Below are 25,478 nucleotides of genomic sequence, written 5' to 3'. Positions count from 1 at the left end.
GGAGAAACCTGAAATGGCAGATAACGGCGTAAACAAAGGCCGACGCCGTTTCCTCGTAGGCGCCACCTCCGTTGTGGGTGCGGTAGGTGCTGTCGGGGTTGCGGTACCCTTTGTGGCTTCTTGGCAGCCTAGTGCCAGGGCAAGAGCGGCGGGTGCTCCTGTTCAAGCGGATATATCGAGGCTTGAACCAGGACAGCGTATGACCGTTGAGTGGCGTGGTCGTCCTATATGGATTATCAATCGTACACCAGAGATGATTGAGCGCACTGAATCGCTGGGTAGTGACCAGTTAGCTGATCCTGATTCGGAAGTGCCGCAACAACCTGCGTACATTGATGGTGGGTTGCGGTCGATTCGACCTGAGATTGGGGTGCTGATTGGTATCTGTACGCACTTAGGTTGCTCGCCACTTTTTCGCCCTGAGCCTGATGCAGAGGGCGTAGGCGTCGATAATTGGCCGGGTGGTTTCTTCTGTCCTTGCCATGGTTCTCGCTTTGACTTAGCTGGTCGTGTGTTCAGTAACGTTCCTGCGCCGACTAACCTCGAGGTTCCACCCTACCGCTTTGAGAATGACGACATCATTGTCATCGGCGAAGATGAGGAGAGTGCCTAATGGGTAACCCGAATAAAGCCAAAGCGGAAAAGGGCGTCATGCGGTGGGTAGATGATCGCTTTCCTGCGACTCAAATGTGGCAAGAGCATCTATCTAAATATTACGCGCCAAAAAACTTCAACTTCTGGTACTTCTTTGGCTCGTTAGCGCTGCTGGCGCTAGTTAACCAAATCCTAACCGGGGTTTGGCTGACGATGAGCTTTAATCCCTCGGCTGAAGGTGCGTTCGATTCTGTCGAATACATCATGCGAGATGTGGAGTGGGGCTGGTTGATTCGCTATATGCACACCACCGGCGCCTCTGCTTTCTTCCTCGTTGTTTACCTGCATATGTTCCGTGGCCTGTTATACGGTTCTTACAAAGCCCCCCGCGAGTTAGTGTGGGTCTTTGGCATGACGATTTACCTGGTGCTAATGGCGGAAGCCTTTATGGGCTACCTGCTTCCTTGGGGCCAAATGTCCTATTGGGGCGCGCAGGTTATCATTTCGCTATTCTCTGCCATTCCCGCTATTGGCCCTGATTTAGCGCAGTGGGTGCGCGGTGACTTCCTGATCTCAGGGATTACCCTTAACCGTTTCTTTGCGCTGCACGTGGTGGCCCTGCCCATCGTTATTTTGGCGCTTGTAGTGCTGCATATCATTGCCCTGCATGAAGTCGGTTCAAATAACCCCGACGGTATTGATATCAAGCAGAAGAAGGATGAGGCCGGTGTTCCGTTGGACGGGATTCCTTTCCATCCCTACTACACGGTTAAAGACTTGGTAGGTGTTGCGGTATTCCTGTTTGTTTTCTGTGTGGTGGTGTTCTACTTCCCAGAAGGCGGAGGTTACTTCATTGAACGGCCTAACTTTGATCAGGCTAACCCACTGCAAACACCTGATCACATTGCGCCCGTTTGGTACATGACGCCGTTCTACGCCATTCTTCGCGCTATAACTTTCTCGGTGTTTGGCTTAGACGCTAAGTTCCTGGGCGTTATCTTTATGGGCGCGGCGATAGCAATATTGTTTGTTCTGCCCTGGCTGGATCGTAGTCCGGTGCGCTCTATGCGTTATAAAGGCTGGATGTCGAAAGTGATGTTGCTGCTGTTTGCCATCAGCTTCGTTATTCTCGGTATTTTAGGTGTGTTGCCATCAACGACAGGGCGAACCATTCTGGCGCAAACATGCACCGTGATTTATTTCGCCTTCTTTGTCTTGATGCCTGTCTACACCAAGCTTGAGAAGACTAAACCCGTTCCAGAAAGGGTGACTGGCTAATGAAAAAGCATCTATTAGGACTCCTTTTCGCCTTAGTGCCAGTAACCGCGATGGCTGCAGGAGGCGCAAGTGTGCCTCATTCGATGGAGCCTGATCTTCACGATCAAGCCTCGCTGCAAAACGGCATGAAGCTCTACGTTAACTACTGCATGGGTTGCCACTCGCTTCAGTACCAGCGTTTTGCCCGTGCGGCTGACGACTTGGGGATGCCTCAGGATCTGGTGGAAGAGAATCTGATTTTCTCACCTGAGTTGGCCTATAACGACCAAATGCACATTGCTATGGACAGTGGCGATGCAGAGGGTTGGTTTGGTGCGCCGCCGCCTGATCTATCGCTGAAAACACGTGTGCGAGGAACCGATTGGATCTACTCCTATCTGCTCGGTTTTTATAAAGATCCCAGCCGTCCAACCGGCGTCAACAATACGGTATTCGATTTGGTAGCAATGCCTAACGTGTTGGAGCCTCTGCAGGGCGTGCAAGAGCTGGTGTGCGCTGAAACGGATCATCCGGTAGAAGGGCAAGAGCCGGATGCGCTATCAGGTAAGTATCAGTCTTGTGACGTGCTGCAAGTCACAGAGCCTGGTGAACTCGAGCCTGCTGAGTTTGAGGAAGCGGTGTATGATCTTACTAACTTCCTGGCTTATGTAGGCGAGCCCTCCAAGCTTCAGGCCCAGGCACTGGCGCCTAAGGTGCTGATCTTTATTTTCATTTTTGGTGTGATTGCTTACCTGCTCAAGCGTGAGTATTGGCGAGATATCCACTAATTAGTAGTAGCTGATCGTCAGTAGGGCGCACGGCGTGAGCTGTGCGCCTTTTTCTTGTCAGCATGACAATAAAGCAAAGCAAGCTAGCTTCCCCTAAGGGTGTGCTGGCGTGTTATTATCCAAGATTGTTTTGAAGTGAGGATGCTTTCATGGGTGTTGTGGCCAAGCGGTCGTCGATGATCTTTTACTCAGGTGGTGATGATCATTTCAGTCATCGTGTGCGCATTGTGCTGGCCGAGAAGGGGGTCGCCGTTGATATCGTCGATGTTCTCGACGAAAAACCACCAGAAGAGCTGGCAGACCTCAATCCGTACAACAGTGTACCGACACTGTTAGATCGTGACCTGGTGCTTTATGAGTCCAAAGTCATGATGGAGTATCTGGATGAGCGTTTCCCGCATCCTCCGTTGTTGCCTGTTTACCCAGTGGCTCGGGCGCAAAGTCGTCTATGGATGCACCGCATTGAGCGTGAGTGGTGTCCAATGGTTGATCAGATTCGCAGCGGTGGAAAGAAAGAAGCGGATAAAGCGCGTAAAGAGTTACGCGAAAGCTTAATTGGTATATCGCCAATTTTTGAAGATATGCCGTATTTCATGAGCGAAGAGTTTACGCTGGTGGATTGCTGTTTAGCGCCTGTGTTGTGGCGTTTGCCGGATCTCAATATTGAACTGCCTGAAAAACAGGTTAAGCCGTTGCTGGCATATATGTCACGTGTATTTGAGCGTGAAGCGTTTAAGGCATCTTTAAGTGAGCGTGAAAAAGAGATGCGCGCTTGAATTCATTCGGCTCCCGTTCGCTTGTTTAGAGGCAGGGAGCCTTACTTGTAAGGAGGAGGGAGTCTAGATGAAATCGAGTCGCCCCTATCTCGCCAGAGCGCTTTATGAGTGGCTGCTGGATAATGAGCTAACGCCTTATCTAGTAGTGGATGCTACTTTGCCAGGCGTCGAGGTGCCTCGCCAGTTTGTTCAGAATGGCCAGATTGTTTTGAACGTGGCACCTACTGCCGTGCGCGATCTTTTTATGGAGAATCAGGCAATAGGCTTTAATGCCCGCTTTGGTGGGCAGCCGATGCAGGTGATGATTCCGACGCCGGCTTTGATTGCTATTTATGCCCGGGAAAATGGCGCTGGAATGGTTTTTGGCCATGAGCCTGAGCTGGGTGAAGACACCGAATCTTTTGGGGATATTGAGGACGACGAGAAAGCCTCTGGTAAGCCTGAGCTTTCGGTCACTGAGCCAGTTCATGATGAACATGGCGATCCCAAAACCTCAGACGAAACCTCTGATAAAGCTTCTAAAGCTAAGAAAAAACCAACGCTACGGGTTGTTAAATAACGTGAGTTAAATAACGCCAGTGGAGTGGATTAAAAAGCCTCGCTTTTATCAAGCGAGGCTTTTTTATGCGAGTTGGCAATAAAAGCACGTACAGATTAGTCGATGTAGTCAAACACCTTGACGATTCGCTGTACGCCGCCAACTGCGGAGGCTGCATTGACGATGCGGTCGGATTCTTCACGCGTCACGCTGCCCATCAGGTAAACGCTGGCGTTTTCTGTAGTCACTTTTAGTTTAGAGGAATCAATGTGATCATTAGTTGCCAGGTGGCTGATGACGTTGGTGGTTAGCCATGTGTCCGTCAGGCGCTGGCTGGCCGGTAGGCGAGCGGCAATGGTGAGTTCGTTATGAACTTCATTGACCCCACGTAAACTGCTGGTGACTTCGCCTGCCATCGCGCGTAACTCTTCACTAGGCACTTGTCCCACCAATAGCACCACACCGTTATAGGCATGGGCGCGGATGCGGGCGTCGCCTAGTCGCGCATCGGCACGCTCAAGTGCGTCGTCAACTTCACGCTCTATGGTGGCATCAATGGCTTCAACGTCGTCGCTACGTTGGGCATAGTTTGACTGATTGGAAGCGGAGTTATTGGCACAGCCGCTGATAAACATTACCGCGCAAAGCGCAGCAGCGATAAAACCGCGAGAGGAGAGGTGCTGGGGCATCGGTATGGCTCCTTGGTGCTAGCTAGCTGTTAAAAAATTAATCAAAGTCCGTTTATGTTAACGCTATAAACAAGGACTGCTGGTGTTTAAGCGCTGCCAAACAGTTGTTCGTCGATAAGATCGCATAGGCAGTGAATTACCAAAAGATGAACCTCTTGGATGCGCGCCGTCGAGGTGGCAGGAACGCGGATTTCACAATCATCCTGGCCTAGCAGCGAGGCCATATCACCGCCATCGCGACCGGTAAGGGCGACGACGGTCATATCACGATCATGCGCCGCCTGAATAGCTTGCACAATATTGCCTGAATTGCCGCTAGTTGAGATAGCCAGCAGCACGTCACCCGGTTGGCCCAGTGCGCGGATCTGCTTTGAAAATACCTCATTATAGCTATAGTCGTTAGCGATAGACGTTAGCGTGGATGTGTCGGTGGTGAGCGCTAACGCAGGCAGGCTTGGCCGTTCACGTTCGAAGCGGTTGAGCAGTTCAGAGGAGAAGTGCTGGCTGTCGCCTGCACTGCCGCCATTGCCACAGCTAAGTATTTTTCCTTCGCTAACAAGGCACTGCACCATCATTTGGCTTGCCACTTCAATAAAGGGCGGAAGCACTTCGCTGGCATACGTTTTAGTGTCGATGCTGGCGTTAAAGTGGCCGAGTATCCGAGATTGAAAGTCCATCAGGGCTTCCTGGTTAAATTAAAGTGTAAAGACCGTTTTAAAGACAGTTAATTTAAAAACAGTCAAAAGGCATCAAAAGCAGCTTTCACCCAGTGAAACTCAAGATCGGGGGACTTGCCGGTAATCGCCAGGATATCAAAGCGGGATGGCGATGAAAGTCCACCGCGAGCGATATATAACCTAGCTGCACGAACCAATCGCTGCTGTTTCTGGTGGGTGACCGTTTCTAGAGGATGTCCATAGCGCGTCGTCGTGCGATGTTTAACTTCGACAAAGACGAGAATATCGCCATCTCGCATTACCAAGTCAAGCTCACCCCCTTTCACGTGATGATTTTGCGTGACGAGGGTGAGTCCCTGTTGGCGCAGCCATTGAGCAGCTATCTGCTCAATGGCTGCGCCGCGGGCACGAGCGGTATGGGCGTTATTCGTCACTGACGTTACGGTTAGGGATCAAAATAGGCGATGGAACACCGTTTTGGAATTTTGCCCAAGGCAGCTCACGGTAAATGCGGCCGTCGTCGTTTAAGTAAAGCATGCCGGTACTGCCGTTCAAGCCGTTGAGCTCGTTAAGATTTGAGAAGCGAATTGCCAGCTCGTAAGCATCAACACCCATGGCCATTAGGCGGAACATAGACGCATCCGATTCATCGCGTAGGCTCTGATAGGTGGATGCAAAAGGAAGCGCTTCTTCACCACCAACCGCAGCATCGGGAATTTGCCAAGGGATATCCATAAACATGACATCGTTTAAATCTTGATCAAGGCGCGTTTGCAGGCGGCCTTCATGTAAATGTGATGTGGCATAAATTGGCAGGTCGGGGGCGTAATAGTAATCCATGGTGGGCGGCACTTGGCGCGCATATTCCGGTAACGCGAGTAGGAAAAGTGCGTCAATATTGCTTAGGCGGGCGCGTTCGCCGCTGACATTGAGAGCGGTTTGTACCGCATTAGAGACTGAGCTATCAGGGTTATAGCGTACGGCGTTGGCAACTTCACCGCCTTGGCTATGCCACTCATTCCAAAAGGCTTCACCTACGCGGCGCCCCCAATCGTTATCAGGCACCATCATGGACATTTGGCGGTGGCCATCCTGCCACGCACGGCGAGCCGCTTGGCGTGCTTCATCTTCAGCGGAGAGGCCGTACTGGAATAGCCGCTGTGCTTGGTTGTTATCGCCACTGCCATAGTTGAGCGCCAGCGTAGGAAGGGGAACACTATCGCGTTGCTCTAGCTGGGTGACTTGGCTTTTATCTAATGGGCCAATCATTAGCTGCGCGTTCATTTGCTGGGCGCGGTCATAGAGCTCATCAAGTGAGTAGCGCGACGCGTCGAGAAAGCTGAGTTCGGTATTGCCCCCTTTAACATCATGGTGCTGGCGCATGGCGGTAGCGATGGTGTTAGCGACGCTGCTAAGTGGGCCAGATTCGGGCAGTGCCACCACGATACGGCGTATTGCCTGACCTTCAAGCTCAGGCAGTGCGACCGTTACCGCGCCAGTTTGGTCAAGCGCTTCACGAGCCCAGCGCTGACGCTCTGCAAGCCGCTCTTGCTGGCTAGCCTGCATTGGCAGTTCGTCGTCGAGTACTTGTGTGGCGCGTAACACGGCGCTTGGTTCGTCCAGTGCGCGGGCAAGTTCGGAAAATAGCAACGCCCAGCGCACACGATCAGGCTCTGATAGCAGGCTTTCATCGATTCCGTCGGCGGTTTCAAAGGCTCTTTTGCGCTCACCCTGTCTCGCAAGAATGTTGGCTGCTTCCAGGCGCGTTTTAGCTGCTTGTTCGGGTGCCTGCTGTTCCGCTTGGTTGAGTAATTGACCTGGGTCTTCAACAGGCACGCGGTCTACCACGCTTGGTGACTGCATCGCACAGCCAGCAACGAGAAATGCCACAAGGGCTGCGGCGAGTAAGCCACGTAATGACTGTTTCATGTATCCTTCCTTAAGTTTCCATTTGCGCTGTCGCTGCTTGCCAACGATTGCCGAGGCTACGGCACAAGCATAGCGCACCGATAGAGCAAGCCATCAACGAATTGAGAGTCAACAATGCCAGACCATAATCCGGGTACATTGTACGTGGTTGCCACGCCAATTGGGAATTTGGACGACTTAACCGCACGTGCCGCTCGGGTATTAGGGCAAGTCGCGCGGGTTGCAGCTGAAGATACCCGCCATAGCGGCCGCCTGTTGGCGCACTTAGGCTTGAATAAGCCGATGGTCTCCTTACACGAACACAATGAAGCGCGTCGTGTGGATACCTTGGATAGCTATCTCGCCGCAGGAGAAGATATTGCCTTAATCAGCGATGCAGGAACACCGTTGATTAGCGATCCAGGTTTTGTGTTGGTTCGTGAGTTGCGGGCGCGAAACCGCCATATCGTGCCGATTCCTGGCCCCTGTGCGCTGATCACCGCGCTGTCAGGAGCCGGGCTGCCCACCGACCGATTCGTATTTGCTGGTTTTTTGCCCGCTAAGCCAGGCGCTCGACGTCAATCGCTAGAGGGCTGGAAAACCCGTGAAGAGACGTTGGTGTTTTACGAGTCGCCTCATCGCATCGTGCACACCCTTGAGGCGCTGCAGGAGCAAATGGCCGGGCGGGATGTGGTATTAGCGCGTGAGCTAACCAAAACGTTTGAGACATTTTTGCACGGAACGCCTGAGAGTTTACTTGAGCAGTTGGCGGCTGACCCTAATCAAGCTCGCGGCGAATTCGTCATTATTGTGGCTGGCGCTCCGCCGGTTGAGCAGAGTGAACATCAGGATATATCCGCGGAGGCCTTGCTAGAGGCACTGCTGGCAGAGGGCGTGGGCGTTAAGCAGGGCGCTGCGATTGCCGCGCGAATGCTCGGTGGCCGCAAGCAAGTTTGGTATGCTCGTTTGCAAGCAATTAAAGGCGAGCATTGAGGCAAGTCGAGGGCGCTGGTATGCTTGCCGCCGGAGTTGGCCAGACAGTCGCCGCTAATACCCCTCAAAAGGTGTTGGGGGAGGAAAGTCCGGGCTCCATAGGGCAGAGTGCCAGGTAACGCCTGGGCGGTGTGAGCCGACGGAAAGTGCAGCAGAGAGTAGACCGCCTAAGCCCCAGAAATAAACCGCTGGGGCCGGTAAGGGTGAAAGGGTGCGGTAAGAGCGCACCGCGCGCCTGGTAACAGTGCGTGGCATGGTAAACCCCACTCGGAGCAAGACCAAATAGGGACCCAATGGCGTGGCCCGCGCTGGGTCCGGGTAGGTTGCTTGAGCGCTGTGGTAACGCAGCGCCTAGAGGAATGGCTGTCCACGACAGAACCCGGCTTATCGGCCGACTCCCCCATTTCCACATCAGGGCGTGCATGCACGCTCTTTATTACGTTGTCTCTAACATCTTGTGTGAGAAAAAAATGCCTTCTCCTGACGCTGAACAGGTTGCTTCCCGCTTTCGCCATACCAGCGTACTACTGGAAGGTGCTATTGATGCCCTGGTGCATGACGATCAAGGCGTCTATTTAGACGGTACTTTCGGGAGAGGCGGTCACTCACGGGTAATTCTTGACCGTCTGAGCGAGCAAGGTCAGCTGCTCGCCATGGATCGCGACCCCCAAGCCATTGCCGCAGCGGCTGACATTGATGATTCGCGTTTCCAGATTACCCAGCGTGAGTTTGCCCAGCTTGCCGAATTTGCTCGTGAGCAAGGCGTGTTCGGTAAGCTTTCAGGGGTGCTGCTTGATGTAGGCGTTTCCTCCCCTCAGCTTGATGATCCCGAGCGCGGTTTTAGTTTTATGCGTGATGGCCCGCTGGATATGCGCATGGATCCTACCCAGGGACAAAGTGTTGCTGAATTCTTGGCGCGTGCCAGTGAGGCTGATATTGCCTACGTGTTTAAAACCTATGGTGAAGAGCGTTATGCCAAGCGTTTAGCCCGGGCGGTGGTCACTCGTCGAGTCGAGAAGCCATTCACCCATACGGTGGATTTGGCTGAAGTACTTAAAGTTGCTCACCCCGCCTGGGAAAAAGGGCGTCACCCAGCCACCAAAGCGTTCCAAGGGCTGCGTATATTCGTCAACGGCGAGCTTGAGCAGTTAGACAGTGCGCTTGATGCGGCGCTTGAGGCGCTTGCCCCCGGCGGTCACTTAGTGGTTATCAGTTTTCACTCGCTGGAAGATCGCCGCGTGAAGCGCTTTATCCGTCATCATGTGCGCGGTGACACTGACCTTCCGCGTGGAGTGCCTATTCGCGACGATCAATTGAATCGGCGTCTTGAGGCGTTAGGCAAAGGCGTGCGGCCAAGTGAGGAAGAAGTGGATGCTAATCCTCGCGCACGAAGTGCCGTCATGCGGGCTGCACGCAAACGGATGTAATCACGGATGTAATCATGAGCATGGATCGGATTGAGCAGTGGGCAACCACGCTACGCACCGAATGGCCTTTCAAGCTACGCCTGCGCGCCTGGCCAGTGGTTATTAGCCTGTTATTTTTACTCTGCATGGCCTCTGGGTTAGCTGTTGTCATTACTACGCATATGACGCGGGTGCAATTTGCTCAGCTGCAACAGCTAGAGCAAGAAGAAAACCAACTGCAAACAGAGTGGGGGCAGCTGCTACTTGAAGAGGGCGCATGGTCAACCCCAGCCCGCATTGAGCAAATTGCCACTGAGCGCCTGGGCATGCGAATCCCCGATGTCCATGATGTTGAGGTGATTAGGCCATGAGAAGCGAACGTCGCGGCGGTACCTCCCGCCAAGCGCCAATTGCGCCCCCTTTGGGTGGTGGTCGGTTCCTGTTTATCTTGTTTGCGATTGGCCTAGCATCCGCTATTTTAATCGGCCGCATTACGCTGCTTCAGGTAATTGACCGCCCCTTTCTGCAAAGCCAGGGGGATGCACGTACCCTCCGCCATGAAGCGATTCCCGCCCACCGCGGTATGATTACCGATCGTAATGGAGAGCCACTGGCTATTTCTACGCCAGTCGTCACACTCTGGGCGAATCCCCAGGAGTTGCCCGAGGATGCCATACAGCGCGTTATGCTAGCTCAGGCGTTAGGGATGACGCTGGATGACTTTGAGTCGCGTGTAGCACGCTTTAGCGAGCGTGAATTTATGTATTTACGCCGCCAAATGACACCCGCCGCCGCTCAGCAGATCCTTAATCTACGGACCCCCGGTGTTTATCCCCAGCGTGAATACAAGCGTTACTATCCTGCTGGCGAAGTGGCGGCGCAATTATTGGGCGTCACCAACGTTGATGACATTGGGCAAGAAGGTTTAGAGCTCTCCTATCAGCCCTATTTGGCCGGCCACCCTGGGCAACGGCGAGTGATTAAAGATCGCCGTGGGCGTTTGGTGCGTGAGCTTGGCGTGATTAACGAAGCCCAGCCGGGTGGCGAGCTCACCTTGGCTATTGATCAGCGTATTCAGTATATGGCGTACCGAGAGCTGCGTGCGGCGGTCGCTGAGAATGAGGCTGATGGTGGCGTGCTGGTAATGATGGATGCGCGCACGGGAGAAGTGTTGGCAATGGCGAACTTGCCCTCCTATAACCCTAATAACCGGGCAGGACTCGATCCGCGTGGGTTGCGTAACCAAGCACTGGTGGATGTATTTGAGCCTGGTTCGGTCATGAAGCCTCTGGCCATGGCAGCTATTTTGGAAAGCGGGGTGGTAGACCGCGATGTCATAGTGGATACATCGCCCGGTTGGATGCGGCTGGACCAATTTACAATTCGCGATTTTCGTAACTATGGTGAGTTGGATCTGGCCGGTATCCTGGAGAAATCATCGAATATCGGTATGTCACGTTTAGCGTTGCAACTGAGCGATACCGCTATTTGGGAAAAATATAACCAGTTAGGATTAGGGCAAGCGCCCGGTACAGGTTTTCCTGGTGAGTCAACGGGTAGTTTGCCCGCACCGGTGCGCTGGTCGCGCAGTGAGCGAGCAGCGCTCTCTTATGGTTATGGACTCTCTGTTTCCGCGGTGCAGCTAGCGAGTGCTTACACGGCGTTAGCTAATGATGGTGTTCGTTTGCAGCCCTCTCTTTTACGCCTTTCTGAGCCCCCTCAGGGCATTCCTGCTATATCGCCCACGGTTGCGAATGATCTGCTCAATATCTTGGAAACCTCGGTAGCCGCTTATACCGGTGGTCGGCGAGCCCGGGTGGAAGGTTATCGCGTGGGAGGGAAAACGGGCACCGTACGTAAGACCGGACAGCAAGGCTATACCACCGATGCTTATCGCAGTGTGTTTGCGGGGATTGCGCCTATTTCTGATCCGCGTATTGTCACTGTAGTCATGATTGATCACCCCAAGGCTGGCGAATTTTATGGTGGTGCTGTCGCCGCCCCGGTTTTTTCCAGCGTAACGGGTAATGCTTTGCGCTTGTTGGATGTTCCGCCGGATCACGATGCTGAGTAGTTTTTCTAAGGAGTTTGCATGACGCTGAGTTCAGTCGATGTGGTGTCGGCGCTTGCGCACGTATGGCCTAATTCACCACTGCCCGTCGATTTGCCTGAGCTGCCGGATCTAGTACGCATAGAAATGGATTCCCGCAAACTACAAACGGGCGATGTTTTTGTGGCAGTGCCGGGCAGTCAGCGTGATGGCCGCGATTTTATTGAGCAAGCGCTCAATGCGGGTGCTGCGCTTGTGTTAGCGCAAGGCGAGCCCGGTCAGGTGCTGCTTGAAGGCCGCGTGCTGAAACTGCCGCATCTTTCGGTGCGCTTGGGTGAGTTAGGGCGCGCCATGTTTAAAGTGCCTAATGATCTTGAAGTGATTGGCGTGACCGGTACCAACGGTAAAAGCTCCGTCACTAATTATATCGCTGCACTTAGCGAGACATTAGGAACGCCCACCGGACTGATTGGTACGTTGGGTGTAGGGCGTCCCGGTGAGTTGCGCGATAGCGGCTTAACCACGCCTGGCGCCTTAGCGCTGCAGGCGACACTGGGTGAGCTTGCCAGTCAGGGTGTGCGGCGTGTGGCGCTTGAGGCCTCTTCCCATGCGCTGGATCAGTACCGCTTAGAAACGGTAAACGTAAGCGTAGGCGTGTTTACCAATCTGACGCGCGACCATTTGGATTATCATGGCAGCATGGCCGCCTATGCAGCATCCAAAGCGAAGCTTTTTCGGCGCTCGGAGCTCCGTCTAGCGGTAGTCAATGGCGATGACCCCTTAGCACGCTTAATGCTGGCAGGTTGCAACAGTAATGTACGGGTGCTGGCGACGGGTAAAGATGAAGCCGTTACCTTGCGCGTGCTGGACTGGCAGCCCTCTGAGCAGGGGCAGCAGGCAATGATTGCGACTCCCGAGGGCGAGAAAATGCTTAGCTTAGGTTTAATGGGGCGTTTTAATTTAGATAACGTGCTGTTAGCGATGGCTGTGTTGTACGGATTAGGCGAATCACTCGACGACCTCTTCTCAGCCGCGTCTTCGCTGACGCCGGTGCCGGGCAGGATGGAGCGCTATGGTGGTGACGGCACGCCTACCGTGGTGGTGGATTATGCGCACACGCCGGATGCGCTTCATAGCGCGTTACAAGCGCTGCGTGCCCATCTGGGTGATGCTGGCAAATTGTGGTGTGTATTCGGCTGCGGGGGAGAGCGCGATACAGGTAAGCGAGCCGAAATGGCTAAAGCTGCCGAGGCGCTGGCAGACCACATTATCGTTACCGATGATAATCCTAGGCACGAGTCCGCTGAGCAAATCCGCCAACAGATTTTGTCTGGGTTCTCTGACACCGCGAACCCTATTGAAATCGGGGATCGTCGTGAGGCTGTGGCCACCGCTATTAAGCAGGCGGCTTTACAGGATGTCGTGCTTATCGCCGGAAAAGGCCATGAGGCGTATCAGGATATCCAGGGAGTGCGCCATGCCTATGCCGATAGCGAAGAGATCCAGCGTGCCTTTGCTGGGCGGAGAAGTCACTAATGCAGTGGACACTTGGCCAGCTCGCCTCTGTGCTGGGTATTGAGGCGCCTGTTGATAAAGCGCAGCTGTTAGTCAGTTCAGTCGTTACCGATAGCCGCAAGATCGAGTCTGGCTGCCTGTTTGTTGCCCTTAAAGGCCCTCGCTTTGACGGTCATGATTTTGTTGCGCTTGCCAGCGAGCTCGGTGCCGTAGCGGCATTGGTCGACGCCCCCGTTTCTGTCGACCTTCCCCAGCTGGTGTGTCCCGATACACGTTTGGCCCTGGGGCTGATTGCTGGTGTGCACCGGCGTGCATGGCATGGTCCCGTGGTAGCCGTCACCGGCAATAGCGGAAAGACGACCGTTAAAGAGATGTGTGCTGCTCTGCTAGCGCCTTTAGGCGACGTATTAGCCACTCAAGGTAATCTGAATAACGACTTTGGCGCGCCGCTGACCTTATTACGATTGCGGCCGCATCATCAAGCCGCGGTGATTGAGCTGGGCGCTAATCATTTAGGTGAAATCGCCTGGACAGCCCCGCTGACCAAGCCCGATGTGGCGATTATCACCAATGTCACCGGTGCCCATGTGGGCGAGTTCGGTGGCATGGGGCAGATTGCCCAGGCGAAAAGTGAATTACTGGTCGGGCTGGGCGAGCAGGGTACTGCTGTTCTGAATAGGGATGATCACTATTTTACGTTTTGGGCTGCTTGTGCGGCTCCGCGGCGGGTGGTGAGCTTTGGTTTTCACCCCGAGGCGGATGTGAGCGCCGCAGCGCTTTCCTGTGATTCGCAAGGGCGGTATGCTTTCACGCTATTTCAGCATGGTCGAGCGCTGGGCCAGGTGCGTTTGCCGTTACTGGGCAAGCACAATGTCAGTAATGCGTTGGCTGCTGCAGCTGCAGCATTAACGCTAGGCGTGCCGGAAGAGCAAGTGATATCACGCTTGGAATCGCTGCAAGCGCTTGCCGGTAGGTTGGCCGTGGTATCCGGATGGCGCGGTGTCACTGTGCTGGATGACACTTACAATGCCAATCCTGGCGCGGTCAAAGCGGCCCTGGATACCTTGGCCAGCTTTCCTCCGCCACGCTGGTGTGCGTTAGGGGCGATGGGCGAACTGGGGGAAGCATCGGCTGCGCTGCACGCCGATATCGGCCGCTATGCCGCCGAGCTTGGTATTGATGAGCTGTTAACGCTGGGCGAGGCCGCACGTGCCGCCAGCGAAGCCTTTGGTCGTGGGCTGCACTTTAACGATCACGAGACGCTAACGCGTTATGTCACTCATACTTTGCCGCCTGACACTACGTTGCTGGTGAAAGGGTCGCGCAGTGCGGGCATGGAACATGTCGTTAATGCACTGCGTTCGGATAAATAAGGTAAACGCCGTTCATGTTACTTCACTTGGCGAATTTTCTGTCGCAGTACCAATCTGATTTTCAGGTCGTTAACTATTTAACCCTTCGCGTAATTTTAGGCGCTCTCACGTCGTTAATGCTCTGTTTATGGCTGGGGCCATGGATGATTCGGCGCCTCGTGGAAGGCCAGATCGGGCAATCCGTGCGTGACGATGGGCCGCAATCCCACCTCTCAAAAGCGGGCACCCCCACCATGGGGGGGGCAATGATTTTGCTGGCCATTGCCATCAGCACCTTGTTATGGGGTGACTTAACCAATCTCTATATCTGGGTGGTGCTGGGTGTCACGCTCGGCTTCGGCGCCATCGGCTGGGTCGATGATTACCGCAAAGTAGTGGAAAAAAATCCACGCGGTTTACCCGCTCGCTGGAAGTATTTCTGGCAGTCGGTGGTGGGTTTGGGGGCGGCGCTGTTGCTCTATTTAACCGCCTCCACGCCGGTCGAGACCAGCCTGCTGGTGCCGCTGTTCAAAGAGGTGGCTCTGCCGCTCGGTGTCTTCTATATCGTGCTTACCTATTTTGTGATTGTAGGGAGCTCCAACGCCGTCAATCTAACTGATGGCTTAGATGGCCTGGCTATTATGCCGACGGTGCTCGTGGCCATGGGCTTATCGGTATTCGCTTATGCCAGTGGCAACACCGTTTTCGCCGAATATCTGCATATTCCGTTTATTGCCGGAACCGGTGAATTAGCCGTGTTCTGCGCAACGATTGCTGGCGCTGGGCTGGGGTTTTTATGGTTTAACACTTATCCCGCCCAGGTCTTTATGGGCGACGTAGGTGCCTTGGCGTTAGGGGCTGCGCTGGGGGTGGTAGCCGTGATCGTACGCCAGGAGATTGTGCTGTTTATCATGGGCGGTGTTTTTGTCATGGAAACAGTGTCGGTCATCCTTCAGGTGGGATCCTACAAGCTCACCGGGCGTCGCATCTTCCGAATGGCGCCTTTGCATCATCACTATGAATTGAAAGGCTGGCCTGAGCCGCGGGTCATTGTCCGCTTTTGGATTATTACCGTGGTGCTGGTGCTGCTTGGCCTCGCAACGCTCAAAGTTCGTTAATGCATCTGACCATGAGTGCATCGACGGATCGTTGGCATGATGCGAGAGGGAGCTTGTAATGGTTCAAGTAGCTAAGGGAGTAACGCTGGTTGTCGGGCTGGGGCTTTCCGGTCGGGCTATCTGCCGTCATTTAAGTCGCTTAGATGTACCTTACATGGTAGCGGACACGCGGGCCGAACCGCCGGGGCTTGATGATTTTCGCACTGCGCATCCCGGGGTGGAAATTCACTGCGGCTCGCTTGCCGCGCTGGATCTGCGCGATGTGGAAGAGGTGGTGGTAAGCCCTGGGCTTGACCCGAGAATGCCGGGCTTGAAAGAGCTGGCGGATCAGTTAAATCCTCGCACTGGGGAGCCGATGGTGGTGGGTGAAATGGCTCTATTCGTGCGTGCCGCGAAGGCGCCCATTGCAGCGATTACCGGTTCTAATGCGAAGTCGACGGTGACCACGCTGCTCGGTGAAATGGCAGCGGAGGCAGGCGTGAATGCGGCAGTGGGTGGTAATTTGGGCACCCCCGCGTTGGACTTGTTGGCCAGCCACCCGGATGCCGCGCTCTATATCCTTGAACTCTCGAGCTTTCAGCTGGAGACGACACCTTGTCTGGGGGCGAGCTGTGCCGCGTTCCTGAACCTGTCCGAAGATCACCTTGATCGTCACGGTGATATGCACGGTTATCGAACTGCAAAACAACGTATCTTTATCGGTGCCCAGCACGCGGTGGTGAATGGGGATGACCCTCTGTCATGGCCTGACTATCCCGTTGACCAAGTGGCCTACTTTTCCCATGACGCTCCGGTGGAGGGCCAGTGGGGGCTGGCGCGTGATCAAGGTAAATTAATGCTGATGCAGGGCGACACCCCCTGGTTGTCCATTGATGAGTTAAGCATGACTGGGCAGCACAATTACCTTAATGCACTGGCTGCGCTAGCGATGGGGCAGGCGTTAGGGTTTGCAGCGGCGCCCATGTGTCGCGCACTGCGTGACTTTAAAGGGCTGGCACATCGCAGCGAAATGATAGCGCGTATCAACGATGTCACCTGGGTTAACGACACCAAGGGCACCAATGTGGGCGCTACTCTGGCAGCCATCAATGGCATTGGCGCTACGCTGGAAGGACGTTTGATTTTATTGGCAGGCGGGGTTGGTAAGGGCGCGGATTTTACCCCGCTGGCCGAGCCTTTGAAGAAGTGTGCGCGTCATGTGCTGCTGTTTGGGTTGGATGCTCCGCGATTGGCGGAGGCGTTGGATGGTCACGTGACGACTCAGCAAGTAGACGATCTAACTCAGGCCATGCAAGCAGCGTTTAAAATCGCTCAGCCTGGAGACTGTGTGCTGCTATCACCTGCCTGTGCAAGCCTGGATCAGTTTGCTAATTACCAAGAACGTGGCGAGGTATTTCGCCGTTGGGTGCATCAACAGGCAGCGTCCACTACTGGGGGAGCGTCATGAGCCGGCTTCAGCGTCTGCGTACTGTTCTTACCACGCGTGATTTGCCTTGTGATATCTGGCTGGTGATGGCGGCAGTAGCCTTAGCGGGTTTGGGCTGGGTAATGGTGAGTTCCGCTTCAATTGGCTTACTGGAAGATACTTACCACTACTCCCGCCAGCACGGCATTTTCCTAGTACTCGCTATCATGGCATGTGTATTTATGCTCTGTGTGCCGCTGGAAGCCTGGCGCCAGAATGCTGCGCTTATTCTGCTCGCCTCTATCTTTCTGTTGTTTCTAGTACTGATTATTGGCCAGGAGATCAACGGCAGTAAGCGCTGGATAGCGTTGCCGGGGCCATTGCCTAGTTTGCAGGTCTCTGAATTTGCCAAAATTGGGCTGATTTTTTATATGGCGGCATTTATGTCGCGTTTTACCTACGATTTGCGACGGCGCGCATTCAGCATGTGGCGCCCATTAGCCGTGCTGGCGGTTCCTGCCGGGCTGCTGTTTCTAGCCCCGGATTTTGGCGGCATGGTGGTCTTTACCGTTTGCGTCATCGGTATGCTGATGATGAGTGGCGCATCGCTAGTACTGCTTGTGGGCAGTGGCGCGCTGCTTGGCTCAGGGGCGGTTATGATGGTGGTGATAGAGCCCTATCGACTGGCGCGTTGGACTAGTTTTCTTGACCCCTGGGCAGATCAATTTGCGACAGGTTACCAATTAACCCAGGCGCTGATTGCCTTCGGGCGAGGGCACGTGACTGGCACCGGCCTGGGCAACAGTGTGCAAAAACTACACTACCTGCCGGAAGCGCATACCGATTTTATCTTTGCGGTGATCGCCGAGGAGCTCGGAATGATCGGCGCGATTATTGTCGTGCTGCTGTTTACGCTATTTATTGCGCGCGCTATGTGGGTAGGGCGCAAAGCGGAGATGGCCGGGCATCTTTTTGGCGCTTATGTAAGTTACGGCATCGGGTTTATTGTGGCTGCGCAGGCGTTTATTAATATGGCGGTAAGTTCCGGGCTGTTGCCAACCAAGGGTTTAACATTGCCGCTAATGAGCTATGGCGGTTCAAGTCTATTGGTGACTGGCGTGATGGTGGGGCTGCTGCTGCGCACGGATGCCGAAACGCGTCACCGCCCCCGACGTGCGTCCACCCCGTATAAATCGCGCCATGAACCGCGTTTATCGTAACGTTATGCCGCTTGGTGCTATCAGGAGTTTGATGTGATGACTAATGTTAGGCGACGAGTGCTGATAATGGCAGGTGGCACCGGCGGCCATGTGTTCCCGGCGCTTTCCCTCGCCAACGCACTGCAGAAGCAGCAGGTGGATGTTGAGTGGCTGGGCAGCCCCAGGGGGATTGAGAACCGTCTGGTGCCTGAGGCGGGTATTAGATTGCATACTATTGCCATCAGCGGTCTGCGTGGCAATGGCATAACCGGCTGGCTAAAGGCGCCGTTGAATCTCTCCCGTGCAGTCTTAGAGGCGCGTACGGTGATTCGAGAGTTCAAGCCGCATGTTGTGGTAGGCCTGGGTGGCTTTGCCAGTGGCCCTGGCGGGTTGGCAGCTTGGTTGACACGCATTCCTCTGGTTATCCATGAGCAGAACGCGGTCGCAGGGCTGACAAATCGCGTTTTATCGCGACTGGCTAAACGTACCTATGCCGCTTTCCCAGAAGCATTTGGCTCACGCGCCGAAGTGATTGGTAATCCCGTGCGTGACGATATCGCCGCCTTGGGTAGCACGCCACGAAGTGCCGACGCGCTCACTGCTCGGCCACTGCGTCTGCTAGTGGTGGGGGGCTCGCTTGGCGCAGTGGCGCTAAACGAACGCTTGGCGCCAGCGCTTGCTGAACTGCCTGTTGAGCAGCGACCCGAGGTCCGCCATCAGGCGGGTAAGGATCGTGATGTTGCGACTGCCGAAAATTATCAGCAGCACGGCGTAAACGCTGAGGTTAGTCCCTTTATTGATGATATGGCTGCTGCTTATGAGTGGGCCGATTTAGTGGTATGCCGCTCTGGTGCGCTCACCGTGGCCGAGCTGGCCGCCGCCGCCAAGCCTGCATTGCTGGTGCCTTTTCCCTTTGCGGTCGATGACCATCAGCGTATCAACGCGCAGGTGTTGGTTAAGGCGGGGGCCGCCAAGTGCGTTGTACAGTCTGAGCTGACGGTTGAGCGGTTAAGTGAATTTTTAAATGAATTGCTCGTCCCCAATACCCTGGCTGCGATGGCGGCGAAAGCACGTCAGGCCGCGCATTTGGATGCGACTCAGCGCTTGGCTGAAGGGTGTTTGGCGATGATAAAGCTAGGAGACTCTGCGTGATCGATAAAGACAAACCCATGACTCCCTCACGTGGCACTCCCGCTGGCCCAGGTATGCGTCGCATTCGGCGCATTCATTTTGTGGGTATTGGTGGCGCAGGTATGTGCGGTATTGCAGAGGTGCTGGCTAACCAGGGCTATATCGTCAGCGGTAGCGACATGAAAACCTCTTCAGTCGTAGAGCGGCTGCGCCAATGCGGTGTATGCGTGGCGATCGGTCATGCTGAAGAAAACGTGGAAAATGCTGACGTGGTGGTGGTGTCCAGCGCCATTGATGAAACCAACCCTGAAATTCGCTGGGCCCACGAGCATCGTGTACCGGTCGTGCGCCGGGCTGAGATGCTCGCCGAGCTGATGCGCTTTCGTCACGGGATTGCCGTGGCGGGTACCCATGGCAAAACCACCACGACCAGTTTGACGGCGACCCTGCTGGCCGAGGGAGGATTAGACCCGACCTTTGTGATCGGCGGTAAGCTAACCAGCGCCGGTACCAATGCTCGCCTGGGCGAGGGCGACTACCTCGTTGCCGAAGCCGATGAGTCCGACGCCTCGTTTCTGCACCTGCAGCCAATGGTATCCATCGTTACCAATATTGATGCTGACCATATGGCGACCTATGGTGGTGACTTCGAGCGGCTGAAAAGTACCTTTATCGAATTTCTGCATAATCTACCGTTTTATGGCCTAGCGGTACTGTGTATTGATGACCCGCATGTCCGCGTACTGTGCGATCAGGTGAAGCGGCAGTTTGTGACCTATGGTTTTGATAGCGATGCTGACTATCGCATTGTCGATTTTGCCCAGCGAGAAGGAGAGGTCTCGTTTACTGCGTTACGCCCAGGCGGCGCTGAGCCGTTAACGGTACGTTTGGCCATGCCGGGTCGCCACAATGCTCTTAACGCCATGGCGGCGATTGTTGTGGCTACTGATGCGGGTGTCAGCGATAGTGCGATTTTGAGTGGGTTGGCGAGCTTTGCAGGCGTGGGTCGGCGGTTTCAGGTGCATGGGCATTTCCCTGCACCAAAAGGCGGCGGCGACATCATGCTGGTGGATGACTATGGTCACCACCCACGTGAAGTCGACATGGTTATTCAGGCCGTTCGCGCTGGGTGGCCCGAGCGCCGTCTGGTGATGCTTTACCAACCCCATCGCTATAGCCGTACCCGCGATTTGTATGAAGACTTTGTACGCGTACTTTCCCAAGTCGATACGTTGGTGCTGCTTGATGTTTACAGCGCCGGTGAAGCTATTATTCCTGGTGCCGAGGGGAGAACCCTGGCTGGGTCGATTCGCCAGCGTGGAGAAGTCGATCCGCTCTTTGTCGAGCATAAGCACGAGTTGCCGGTGCTGTTAGCCAATGTGTTACGGCCAGGCGATATTTTAATTACCCAGGGTGCTGGTGATGTGGGAGGGATTTCCCAGCGTCTTGCACAGGCACAGCTAGCGATGAACGAGGTAGATCTGTGAGCGTTGACGTAACAAACCCTGAGTCGCACGGAAAAGTCGTTGTCGTTTACGGCGGTACGTCTGCTGAACGCGAGGTATCGCTTAAAAGCGGGGCGGCAGTACTTGAGGCCCTTCAGCGTAAGGGCATCGATGCCTGTGGTTATGACCCCCGCGACAACGGCCTGGTGGGATTAGAGCAGCTGGCTCCTTCGGTGGTCTTCGTTGCCTTGCATGGACGCGGCGGTGAAGACGGCACGCTTCAGGGGGCGCTGGAGCTGCTCAATATTCCCTATACCGGCAGTGGCGTGCTTGCCTCAGCGTTGGGTATGGATAAGCAGCGCACCAAGCAAGTATGGAGTGCGGTTGGCTTGCCGACGCCAGAGAGCATCATGCTGGATGCCGGTTCGGATTGGTCAGCCGTGGTCGCTCAGCTTGGCTTGCCGCTGATTGTGAAACCCGTGCATGAAGGCTCAACGCTAGGTATTAGCATTGTCAAAAGTCAGGCGGCGCTTGAAGCTGCGTATCACGAGGCGGCGCAGTTCGACGCACGCGTAATGGCAGAGCGCTTTATCGTCGGCGACGAGTACACGGTCGCGCTGCTTGGTAGCCAGGTATTGCCAGCGATTCGCGTTGAAGTGCCGGGCGGTTTCTACGACTACGAAGCGAAATATATCGCTAATACCACTCAATATCATTTGCCGTGTGGACTGCCCTCGGAGCAGGAAGCTGCGCTTGCGGATCTATGCCAACAGGCGTTTGCCGCGATTGGCGGCGTTGGCTGGGGGCGGGTGGATGTCATGCGCGATAGCGAAGGACGTTTCTGGCTACTGGAAGTTAATACGGTGCCTGGGATGACCGACCATAGCTTGGTTCCTCAGGCAGCGGCACATGCGGGTATCTCTTTTGACGAGCTAGTGATGGAAATATTGAATACCGCTGGCAGGCAGTTATCGCTATGACGAGTTTGTTATGAAGGGTGCCTTATGAAAAGGCGTAATGCTTGGTTGGGCGTTATTCTATTAGCCTTGCTGATGGGCGCCGGTGGCCGGGCGCTTTGGCTGTGGCTAGACCGCCCGATTGAGCGGGTTTCAATCCGCGGTGAATGGGAGTATGTCAGCGCTGACTATCTGCGTACCCAGCTGGCGCCCTTGGTGGTCGATGCCACTTGGCTTTCGGCGGATCTGGGTGAGCTGCGCGACCGCGCTCTAAAAGTGGGCTGGTTGAATGAAGTGCGTATTACCCGTGAGTGGCCCAATGCACTAGTCTTTGAACTAATTGAACAACAGCCGGTCGCACGCTGGAATGATGATTTTTTACTTAACCCAGAAGGGGAGCCTTTCGCATTTGCCCCCTTAAACCCGCCCTCAGGTTTGCCTGATCTGGCTGGCCCCGGCGGTAGCAGTGAAGAAGTGTTAACCTACTATCATCGGCTTAAACGTCACTTTGAGCAGCTATCACTTGAGCTTACACAACTTCGTTTAGAGCCGCGCGGCGCATGGAGGCTGCAGTTAAACGAAGGCGCTTGGGTGATGTTAGGACGTCGGCAGCATGAAGTCCGTTTGGCACGTTTATCGGCGTCATGGCAACGCGAGTTGAATTCGCTAAGCGAGCAAATTCGCTATATAGATCTGCGTTACCCTAATGGTGTCGCTGTTGCTTGGCACGGAGAAAGTGAATTTGCTGTGCAAGATGAGTAACTCTTCTATTACTTGACGCAAATAAGGTGTAAAAGTGAGTGACTGCCATCGTTGAAAAAGCCAGTAATCGGCTTTAAATTGCTTTCTATGCCTATTATTGTGGGTTCGTGCTAGTCGTATTGCGACTATTGTTTCTATACTATGGGCCAGACGCTGGTTAAGTGGTTTTTAATTTCAGCTATTTGTACTTAGTGAGTGTCAGAAAACAACCACTGTTTATTTTGGATAGCACGCTTTCAATGTTAAGCGTTGGATTAAGCGGCTCCCAATTAATATTTATTTTTTAACAATGACGCAAGGAGATTTCCCGACTCATGGCAGGCTCACCCAACGCATCCAATATGGTGGTCGGGCTGGACATTGGAACGTCCAAGGTCGTCGCGATAGTCGGTCAACCCACCGATGACGGCGGAATTGAAATTGCCGGTATTGGTTCGCACCCTTCGCGCGGTATGAAGCGTGGTGTTGTAATCAATATTGAATCAACGGTGCAGTCTATCCAGCGCGCAGTTGAAGAAGCCGAGTTGATGGCTGGCTGTGATATCCATTCAGTGTATGTTGGCGTGGCTGGTAGTCATATCAGTTCAATGAACTCTGACGGTGTTGTGGCTATTAAAGAGCGTGAAGTGACACCTTCTGATATTGAACGCGTTATTGATTCTGCTCGGGCGCGTGCTATTTCTGAAGGCCAGCGTGTATTGCATGTATTGCCTCAAGAGTTTTCGATTGATGCTCAAGGGGGGATACGCGAGCCACTAGGCATGTCTGGGGTGCGCTTGGAAGCTCAAGTGCATTTAGTGACGGCCGCCTTAAACGCGGTGCAGAATATAGAAAAGTGTGTACGTCGCTGTGGGCTGGAGGTAGATGCTATTATTTTAGAGCAGCTAGCCTCAAGCATGGCGGTGCTGACCGAGGATGAGCGTGAGCTGGGCGTCTGTATGGTGGATATTGGCGGCGGCACTACTGATATGGCGATTTTCAGTGAAGGCGCCATACGTCACACGGCGGTTATACCTATTGCCGGTGACCAAGTCACTAACGATATTGCCATGGCCCTGCGTACGCCGACCCAACACGCTGAAGAGATTAAAGTTAAATACGCTTGCGCGCTCACTCACTTAGCGTCAAGCGATGAAATGATTAAAGTACCTAGCGTAGGTGATCGACCTGCGCGTGATCTATCGCGCCAAGCACTGGCTGAAGTGGTAGAGCCGCGCTACGAAGAACTGTTTACGCTAGTAAGAGATGAGTTGCGCCGAAGTGGCTATGAAGACATGGTGGCTGCTGGGATTGTGCTTACCGGTGGAACCTCGCGCATGGAAGGGGTTAGTGAATTGGCGGAAGAGATTTTTCATATGCCAGTTCGCATCGCATGTCCACAGAATGTAAGAGGTTTGGCGGACGTCGTACGCAACCCAATTTATGCGACGGGCGTTGGGCTGCTGCATTATGCCTTGCAAGAAACGCGTCATGGGCAAGGCCTAAAAAGCCACGGGGGAGTGGTTGCTGCCCATAAGGGCCGCAATGAGCTTGCCCGGCGTGATATCAAGGAAGACCATTCGGCGCTAGCTAGAATTAAAGGCTGGTTCAAAGGAAATTTCTGACAGGGCCGCAAGCGCGGTTCAGGAGACGGGGCTTATGTTCGAATTGGTAGATAACGCACCCTCGAGCAGTGCGGTCATCAAAGTGGTTGGTGTTGGCGGCGGTGGCGGCAATGCTGTTAACCACATGGTCGAAAGCAATATTGAAGGCGTTGAGTTTATCTGCGCTAACACTGACGCCCAGGCGCTTAAGCGCTGTTCAGCAAAAACCGTGTTGCAACTGGGTAGCGAAATCACTAAAGGATTGGGCGCAGGTGCCAATCCCGACGTGGGTCGTCAGGCAGCAATGGAAGACCGCGAGCGTATTGCGGAATTGCTGGTAGGCGCTGATATGGTGTTTATCACTGCCGGTATGGGCGGTGGGACCGGCACCGGTGGTGCTCCTGTAGTGGCACAGGTCGCCAAAGAGCTAGGGATTCTCACCGTCGCGGTGGTGACTCGCCCCTTCCCATTTGAAGGGCCGAAGCGAATGCGTGCCGCCGAGGAGGGTATGAAAGAACTCTCCGAGCATGTTGATTCGTTGATCACGATCCCCAACGAGAAGCTGCTTTCTGTGTTGGGCAAAAATGCGACACTGCTAACGGCTTTCAGTGCGGCTAATGACGTGCTGCTAGGCGCTGTACAAGGTATCGCAGAGCTGATTACCAGCCCAGGTATCATCAACGTCGATTTTGCTGATGTGCGCACCGTGATGTCTGAAATGGGCATGGCGATGATGGGTACCGGTGGGGCGACGGGCGAGAATCGTGCTCGTGAAGCTGCCGAGAAGGCCATCCGCAGCCCGTTGTTGGAAGATATCGATCTTCATGGCGCGCGGGGTATTCTGGTCAACATCACTGCTGGTCCTGATTTGTCCATCGGCGAATTCAATGACGTCGGTGCCACTGTTCAAGAGTTTGCGTCTCCGGATGCGACTATCGTGGTGGGCACCTCCATTGATATGGAAATGTCCGACGAGCTGCGTGTGACCGTTGTGGCTGCTGGTTTAGATGGGCAAAAACCTAAGACGGCCGCGCGCGAGCCTGCCCGCCGGTCAGCTGCAGAATCCTCGGATTACCGCAAGCTGCAACAGCCAACGGTAATGCGTCAGCAGGCGACAGCACGCGCTGAAGCAACCGAAACAGCCGCTAAACCTCGTCCTGAAAAGCGTCGCTCTACTGAAGCCGATGACTATTTGGACATCCCCGCGTTTTTACGCCGTCAGGCGGATTGATTCTACAAAACAGCTTTATTGCAACAGTCGGCGAGCGTTTTATTGGCTAAAACGCTCGCTTGCTGTTAAAGTGAACACTGTTTGATAACTTTTTTCTACGGTCAC

24 protein-coding genes and 1 other RNA gene are annotated in these 25,478 nt (G+C 54.4%); 21 read left to right on the top strand and 4 right to left on the bottom strand.

Annotated elements, in window-relative coordinates:
* Nucleotides 1-13: 13 nt before the first annotated feature.
* The 5 genes from petA (at nt 14) to V8L71_RS00885 (ending at nt 3,974) form a co-directional block, all read left to right on the top strand.
* Entirely contained in the window at nt 14-613 is a 600-nt protein-coding gene (petA, locus tag V8L71_RS00905) for a ubiquinol-cytochrome c reductase iron-sulfur subunit (RefSeq protein WP_008958670.1), read from the top strand.
* Nucleotides 613-1,872 carry a cytochrome b gene (locus V8L71_RS00900; RefSeq protein ID WP_176303097.1) on the top strand — a complete coding sequence of 420 codons (1,260 nt, stop codon included), beginning with the start codon at nt 613-615 and terminating at the stop codon, nt 1,870-1,872. Before petA ends, V8L71_RS00900 begins: the two co-directional genes overlap by 1 nt.
* The gene (locus tag V8L71_RS00895; RefSeq protein ID WP_008958672.1) at nt 1,872-2,639 is read left to right on the top strand and encodes a cytochrome c1; all 768 of its coding nucleotides are present in this window, start codon (nt 1,872-1,874) and stop codon (nt 2,637-2,639) included. Before V8L71_RS00900 ends, V8L71_RS00895 begins: the two co-directional genes overlap by 1 nt.
* Before the next feature lie 149 nt (nt 2,640-2,788).
* The gene (sspA, locus tag V8L71_RS00890) at nt 2,789-3,415 is read left to right on the top strand and encodes a stringent starvation protein SspA (RefSeq protein WP_008958673.1); all 627 of its coding nucleotides are present in this window, start codon (nt 2,789-2,791) and stop codon (nt 3,413-3,415) included.
* A 67-nt stretch (nt 3,416-3,482) separates the two neighbouring features.
* The gene (locus V8L71_RS00885; RefSeq protein WP_336272943.1) at nt 3,483-3,974 is read left to right on the top strand and encodes a ClpXP protease specificity-enhancing factor; all 492 of its coding nucleotides are present in this window, start codon (nt 3,483-3,485) and stop codon (nt 3,972-3,974) included.
* A 95-nt stretch (nt 3,975-4,069) separates the two neighbouring features.
* Here the strand turns inward: V8L71_RS00885 and V8L71_RS00880 are convergent, their stop codons facing one another.
* The 4 genes from V8L71_RS00880 to V8L71_RS00865 form a co-directional block, all read right to left on the bottom strand.
* On the bottom strand, nt 4,070-4,642 hold the full coding sequence (locus tag V8L71_RS00880) for a BON domain-containing protein (protein WP_336272942.1): 573 nt from the start codon (nt 4,640-4,642) through the stop codon (nt 4,070-4,072).
* 86 nt (nt 4,643-4,728) lie between these two features.
* The gene (locus tag V8L71_RS00875; protein WP_008958676.1) at nt 4,729-5,319 is read right to left on the bottom strand and encodes a phosphoheptose isomerase; all 591 of its coding nucleotides are present in this window, start codon (nt 5,317-5,319) and stop codon (nt 4,729-4,731) included.
* Between the two features lie 62 nt (nt 5,320-5,381).
* Nucleotides 5,382-5,753 (bottom strand): YraN family protein, encoded by a 372-nt coding sequence (locus tag V8L71_RS00870; RefSeq protein WP_336269317.1) that lies wholly within the window; start codon nt 5,751-5,753, stop codon nt 5,382-5,384.
* On the bottom strand, nt 5,743-7,248 hold the full coding sequence (locus V8L71_RS00865; RefSeq protein WP_336272941.1) for a penicillin-binding protein activator: 1,506 nt from the start codon (nt 7,246-7,248) through the stop codon (nt 5,743-5,745). The genes V8L71_RS00870 and V8L71_RS00865 overlap by 11 nt, the downstream gene beginning before the upstream one ends.
* Nucleotides 7,249-7,362: 114 nt before the next feature.
* Here V8L71_RS00865 and rsmI point away from each other — a divergent pair, with 114 nt between their 5' ends.
* From rsmI to ftsZ, 16 genes are all read left to right on the top strand, one after another.
* A complete protein-coding gene (rsmI, locus tag V8L71_RS00860) occupies nt 7,363-8,220 on the top strand; it encodes a 16S rRNA (cytidine(1402)-2'-O)-methyltransferase (protein WP_336272940.1) in 858 nt (285 codons plus the stop codon).
* A 32-nt stretch (nt 8,221-8,252) separates the two neighbouring features.
* An RNA gene (gene rnpB, locus V8L71_RS00855) (RNase P RNA component class A) lies at nt 8,253-8,623 on the top strand.
* Between the two features lie 67 nt (nt 8,624-8,690).
* A complete protein-coding gene (rsmH, locus tag V8L71_RS00850; protein WP_336272939.1) occupies nt 8,691-9,647 on the top strand; it encodes a 16S rRNA (cytosine(1402)-N(4))-methyltransferase RsmH in 957 nt (318 codons plus the stop codon).
* Nucleotides 9,648-9,661: 14 nt separating this feature from the next.
* On the top strand, nt 9,662-9,997 hold the full coding sequence (ftsL, locus tag V8L71_RS00845) for a cell division protein FtsL (RefSeq protein ID WP_101146228.1): 336 nt from the start codon (nt 9,662-9,664) through the stop codon (nt 9,995-9,997).
* Complete coding sequence (locus tag V8L71_RS00840; protein WP_336272938.1) at nt 9,994-11,700, top strand: peptidoglycan D,D-transpeptidase FtsI family protein; 1,707 nt, start codon at nt 9,994-9,996, stop codon at nt 11,698-11,700. The genes ftsL and V8L71_RS00840 overlap by 4 nt, the downstream gene beginning before the upstream one ends.
* An 18-nt stretch (nt 11,701-11,718) precedes the next feature.
* A complete protein-coding gene (locus tag V8L71_RS00835) occupies nt 11,719-13,212 on the top strand; it encodes a UDP-N-acetylmuramoyl-L-alanyl-D-glutamate--2,6-diaminopimelate ligase (RefSeq protein WP_336272937.1) in 1,494 nt (497 codons plus the stop codon).
* A complete protein-coding gene (locus tag V8L71_RS00830) occupies nt 13,212-14,564 on the top strand; it encodes a UDP-N-acetylmuramoyl-tripeptide--D-alanyl-D-alanine ligase (protein ID WP_336272936.1) in 1,353 nt (450 codons plus the stop codon). The genes V8L71_RS00835 and V8L71_RS00830 overlap by 1 nt, the downstream gene beginning before the upstream one ends.
* 14 nt (nt 14,565-14,578) lie before the next feature.
* Nucleotides 14,579-15,661: a phospho-N-acetylmuramoyl-pentapeptide-transferase gene (mraY, locus tag V8L71_RS00825; protein WP_008958685.1), complete on the top strand. Its 1,083-nt coding sequence runs from the start codon at nt 14,579-14,581 to the stop codon at nt 15,659-15,661.
* A gap of 58 nt (nt 15,662-15,719) precedes the next feature.
* Entirely contained in the window at nt 15,720-17,108 is a 1,389-nt protein-coding gene (murD, locus tag V8L71_RS00820) for a UDP-N-acetylmuramoyl-L-alanine--D-glutamate ligase (RefSeq protein WP_179914834.1), read from the top strand.
* Entirely contained in the window at nt 17,105-18,286 is a 1,182-nt protein-coding gene (ftsW, locus tag V8L71_RS00815; RefSeq protein ID WP_281662129.1) for a putative lipid II flippase FtsW, read from the top strand. Before murD ends, ftsW begins: the two co-directional genes overlap by 4 nt.
* A gap of 36 nt (nt 18,287-18,322) precedes the next feature.
* Nucleotides 18,323-19,417 (top strand): undecaprenyldiphospho-muramoylpentapeptide beta-N-acetylglucosaminyltransferase, encoded by a 1,095-nt coding sequence (murG, locus tag V8L71_RS00810; protein ID WP_336273033.1) that lies wholly within the window; start codon nt 18,323-18,325, stop codon nt 19,415-19,417.
* Between the two features lie 17 nt (nt 19,418-19,434).
* Nucleotides 19,435-20,883 (top strand): UDP-N-acetylmuramate--L-alanine ligase, encoded by a 1,449-nt coding sequence (gene murC, locus V8L71_RS00805; protein ID WP_101146289.1) that lies wholly within the window; start codon nt 19,435-19,437, stop codon nt 20,881-20,883.
* Nucleotides 20,880-21,821 (top strand): D-alanine--D-alanine ligase, encoded by a 942-nt coding sequence (locus V8L71_RS00800; RefSeq protein ID WP_101146221.1) that lies wholly within the window; start codon nt 20,880-20,882, stop codon nt 21,819-21,821. The genes murC and V8L71_RS00800 overlap by 4 nt, the downstream gene beginning before the upstream one ends.
* Nucleotides 21,822-21,845: 24 nt before the next feature.
* Nucleotides 21,846-22,559: a cell division protein FtsQ/DivIB gene (locus tag V8L71_RS00795; protein WP_101146220.1), complete on the top strand. Its 714-nt coding sequence runs from the start codon at nt 21,846-21,848 to the stop codon at nt 22,557-22,559.
* A 314-nt stretch (nt 22,560-22,873) separates the two neighbouring features.
* Nucleotides 22,874-24,163: a cell division protein FtsA gene (gene ftsA, locus V8L71_RS00790; protein ID WP_101146219.1), complete on the top strand. Its 1,290-nt coding sequence runs from the start codon at nt 22,874-22,876 to the stop codon at nt 24,161-24,163.
* A 34-nt stretch (nt 24,164-24,197) separates the two neighbouring features.
* Complete coding sequence (gene ftsZ, locus V8L71_RS00785; RefSeq protein ID WP_101146218.1) at nt 24,198-25,373, top strand: cell division protein FtsZ; 1,176 nt, start codon at nt 24,198-24,200, stop codon at nt 25,371-25,373.
* The last annotated feature ends 105 nt before the right edge of the window (nt 25,374-25,478 follow it).

It is taken from the genome of Vreelandella indica, from assembly GCF_037070225.1.
Taxonomy (GTDB): domain Bacteria; phylum Pseudomonadota; class Gammaproteobacteria; order Pseudomonadales; family Halomonadaceae; genus Vreelandella; species Vreelandella arctica.
Note: the sequence above shows the minus strand (reverse complement) of the source record. Positions and strands in the feature narration are given on the sequence as shown.

What these genes read in the sequence shown, in the direction of transcription:
- V8L71_RS00835 (WP_336272937.1), top strand. Translation starts at nt 11,719, where the DNA reads ATGACGCTGAGTTCAGTCGATGTGGTGTCGGCGCTTGCGCACGTATGG.
- V8L71_RS00900 (WP_176303097.1), top strand. Translation starts at nt 613, where the DNA reads ATGGGTAACCCGAATAAAGCCAAAGCGGAAAAGGGCGTCATGCGGTGG.
- ftsA (WP_101146219.1), top strand. Translation starts at nt 22,874, where the DNA reads ATGGCAGGCTCACCCAACGCATCCAATATGGTGGTCGGGCTGGACATT.
- sspA (WP_008958673.1), top strand. Translation starts at nt 2,789, where the DNA reads ATGGGTGTTGTGGCCAAGCGGTCGTCGATGATCTTTTACTCAGGTGGT.
- V8L71_RS00885 (WP_336272943.1), top strand. Translation starts at nt 3,483, where the DNA reads ATGAAATCGAGTCGCCCCTATCTCGCCAGAGCGCTTTATGAGTGGCTG.
- murD (WP_179914834.1), top strand. Translation starts at nt 15,720, where the DNA reads ATGGTTCAAGTAGCTAAGGGAGTAACGCTGGTTGTCGGGCTGGGGCTT.
- ftsL (WP_101146228.1), top strand. Translation starts at nt 9,662, where the DNA reads ATGAGCATGGATCGGATTGAGCAGTGGGCAACCACGCTACGCACCGAA.
- V8L71_RS00880 (WP_336272942.1), bottom strand. Translation starts at nt 4,642, where the DNA reads ATGCCCCAGCACCTCTCCTCTCGCGGTTTTATCGCTGCTGCGCTTTGC.
- V8L71_RS00895 (WP_008958672.1), top strand. Translation starts at nt 1,872, where the DNA reads ATGAAAAAGCATCTATTAGGACTCCTTTTCGCCTTAGTGCCAGTAACC.
- ftsZ (WP_101146218.1), top strand. Translation starts at nt 24,198, where the DNA reads ATGTTCGAATTGGTAGATAACGCACCCTCGAGCAGTGCGGTCATCAAA.
- V8L71_RS00795 (WP_101146220.1), top strand. Translation starts at nt 21,846, where the DNA reads ATGAAAAGGCGTAATGCTTGGTTGGGCGTTATTCTATTAGCCTTGCTG.
- murC (WP_101146289.1), top strand. Translation starts at nt 19,435, where the DNA reads ATGACTCCCTCACGTGGCACTCCCGCTGGCCCAGGTATGCGTCGCATT.
- rsmI (WP_336272940.1), top strand. Translation starts at nt 7,363, where the DNA reads ATGCCAGACCATAATCCGGGTACATTGTACGTGGTTGCCACGCCAATT.
- V8L71_RS00865 (WP_336272941.1), bottom strand. Translation starts at nt 7,248, where the DNA reads ATGAAACAGTCATTACGTGGCTTACTCGCCGCAGCCCTTGTGGCATTT.
- V8L71_RS00830 (WP_336272936.1), top strand. Translation starts at nt 13,212, where the DNA reads ATGCAGTGGACACTTGGCCAGCTCGCCTCTGTGCTGGGTATTGAGGCG.
- mraY (WP_008958685.1), top strand. Translation starts at nt 14,579, where the DNA reads ATGTTACTTCACTTGGCGAATTTTCTGTCGCAGTACCAATCTGATTTT.
- rsmH (WP_336272939.1), top strand. Translation starts at nt 8,691, where the DNA reads ATGCCTTCTCCTGACGCTGAACAGGTTGCTTCCCGCTTTCGCCATACC.
- murG (WP_336273033.1), top strand. Translation starts at nt 18,323, where the DNA reads ATGACTAATGTTAGGCGACGAGTGCTGATAATGGCAGGTGGCACCGGC.
- V8L71_RS00875 (WP_008958676.1), bottom strand. Translation starts at nt 5,319, where the DNA reads ATGGACTTTCAATCTCGGATACTCGGCCACTTTAACGCCAGCATCGAC.
- petA (WP_008958670.1), top strand. Translation starts at nt 14, where the DNA reads ATGGCAGATAACGGCGTAAACAAAGGCCGACGCCGTTTCCTCGTAGGC.
- V8L71_RS00840 (WP_336272938.1), top strand. Translation starts at nt 9,994, where the DNA reads ATGAGAAGCGAACGTCGCGGCGGTACCTCCCGCCAAGCGCCAATTGCG.
- ftsW (WP_281662129.1), top strand. Translation starts at nt 17,105, where the DNA reads ATGAGCCGGCTTCAGCGTCTGCGTACTGTTCTTACCACGCGTGATTTG.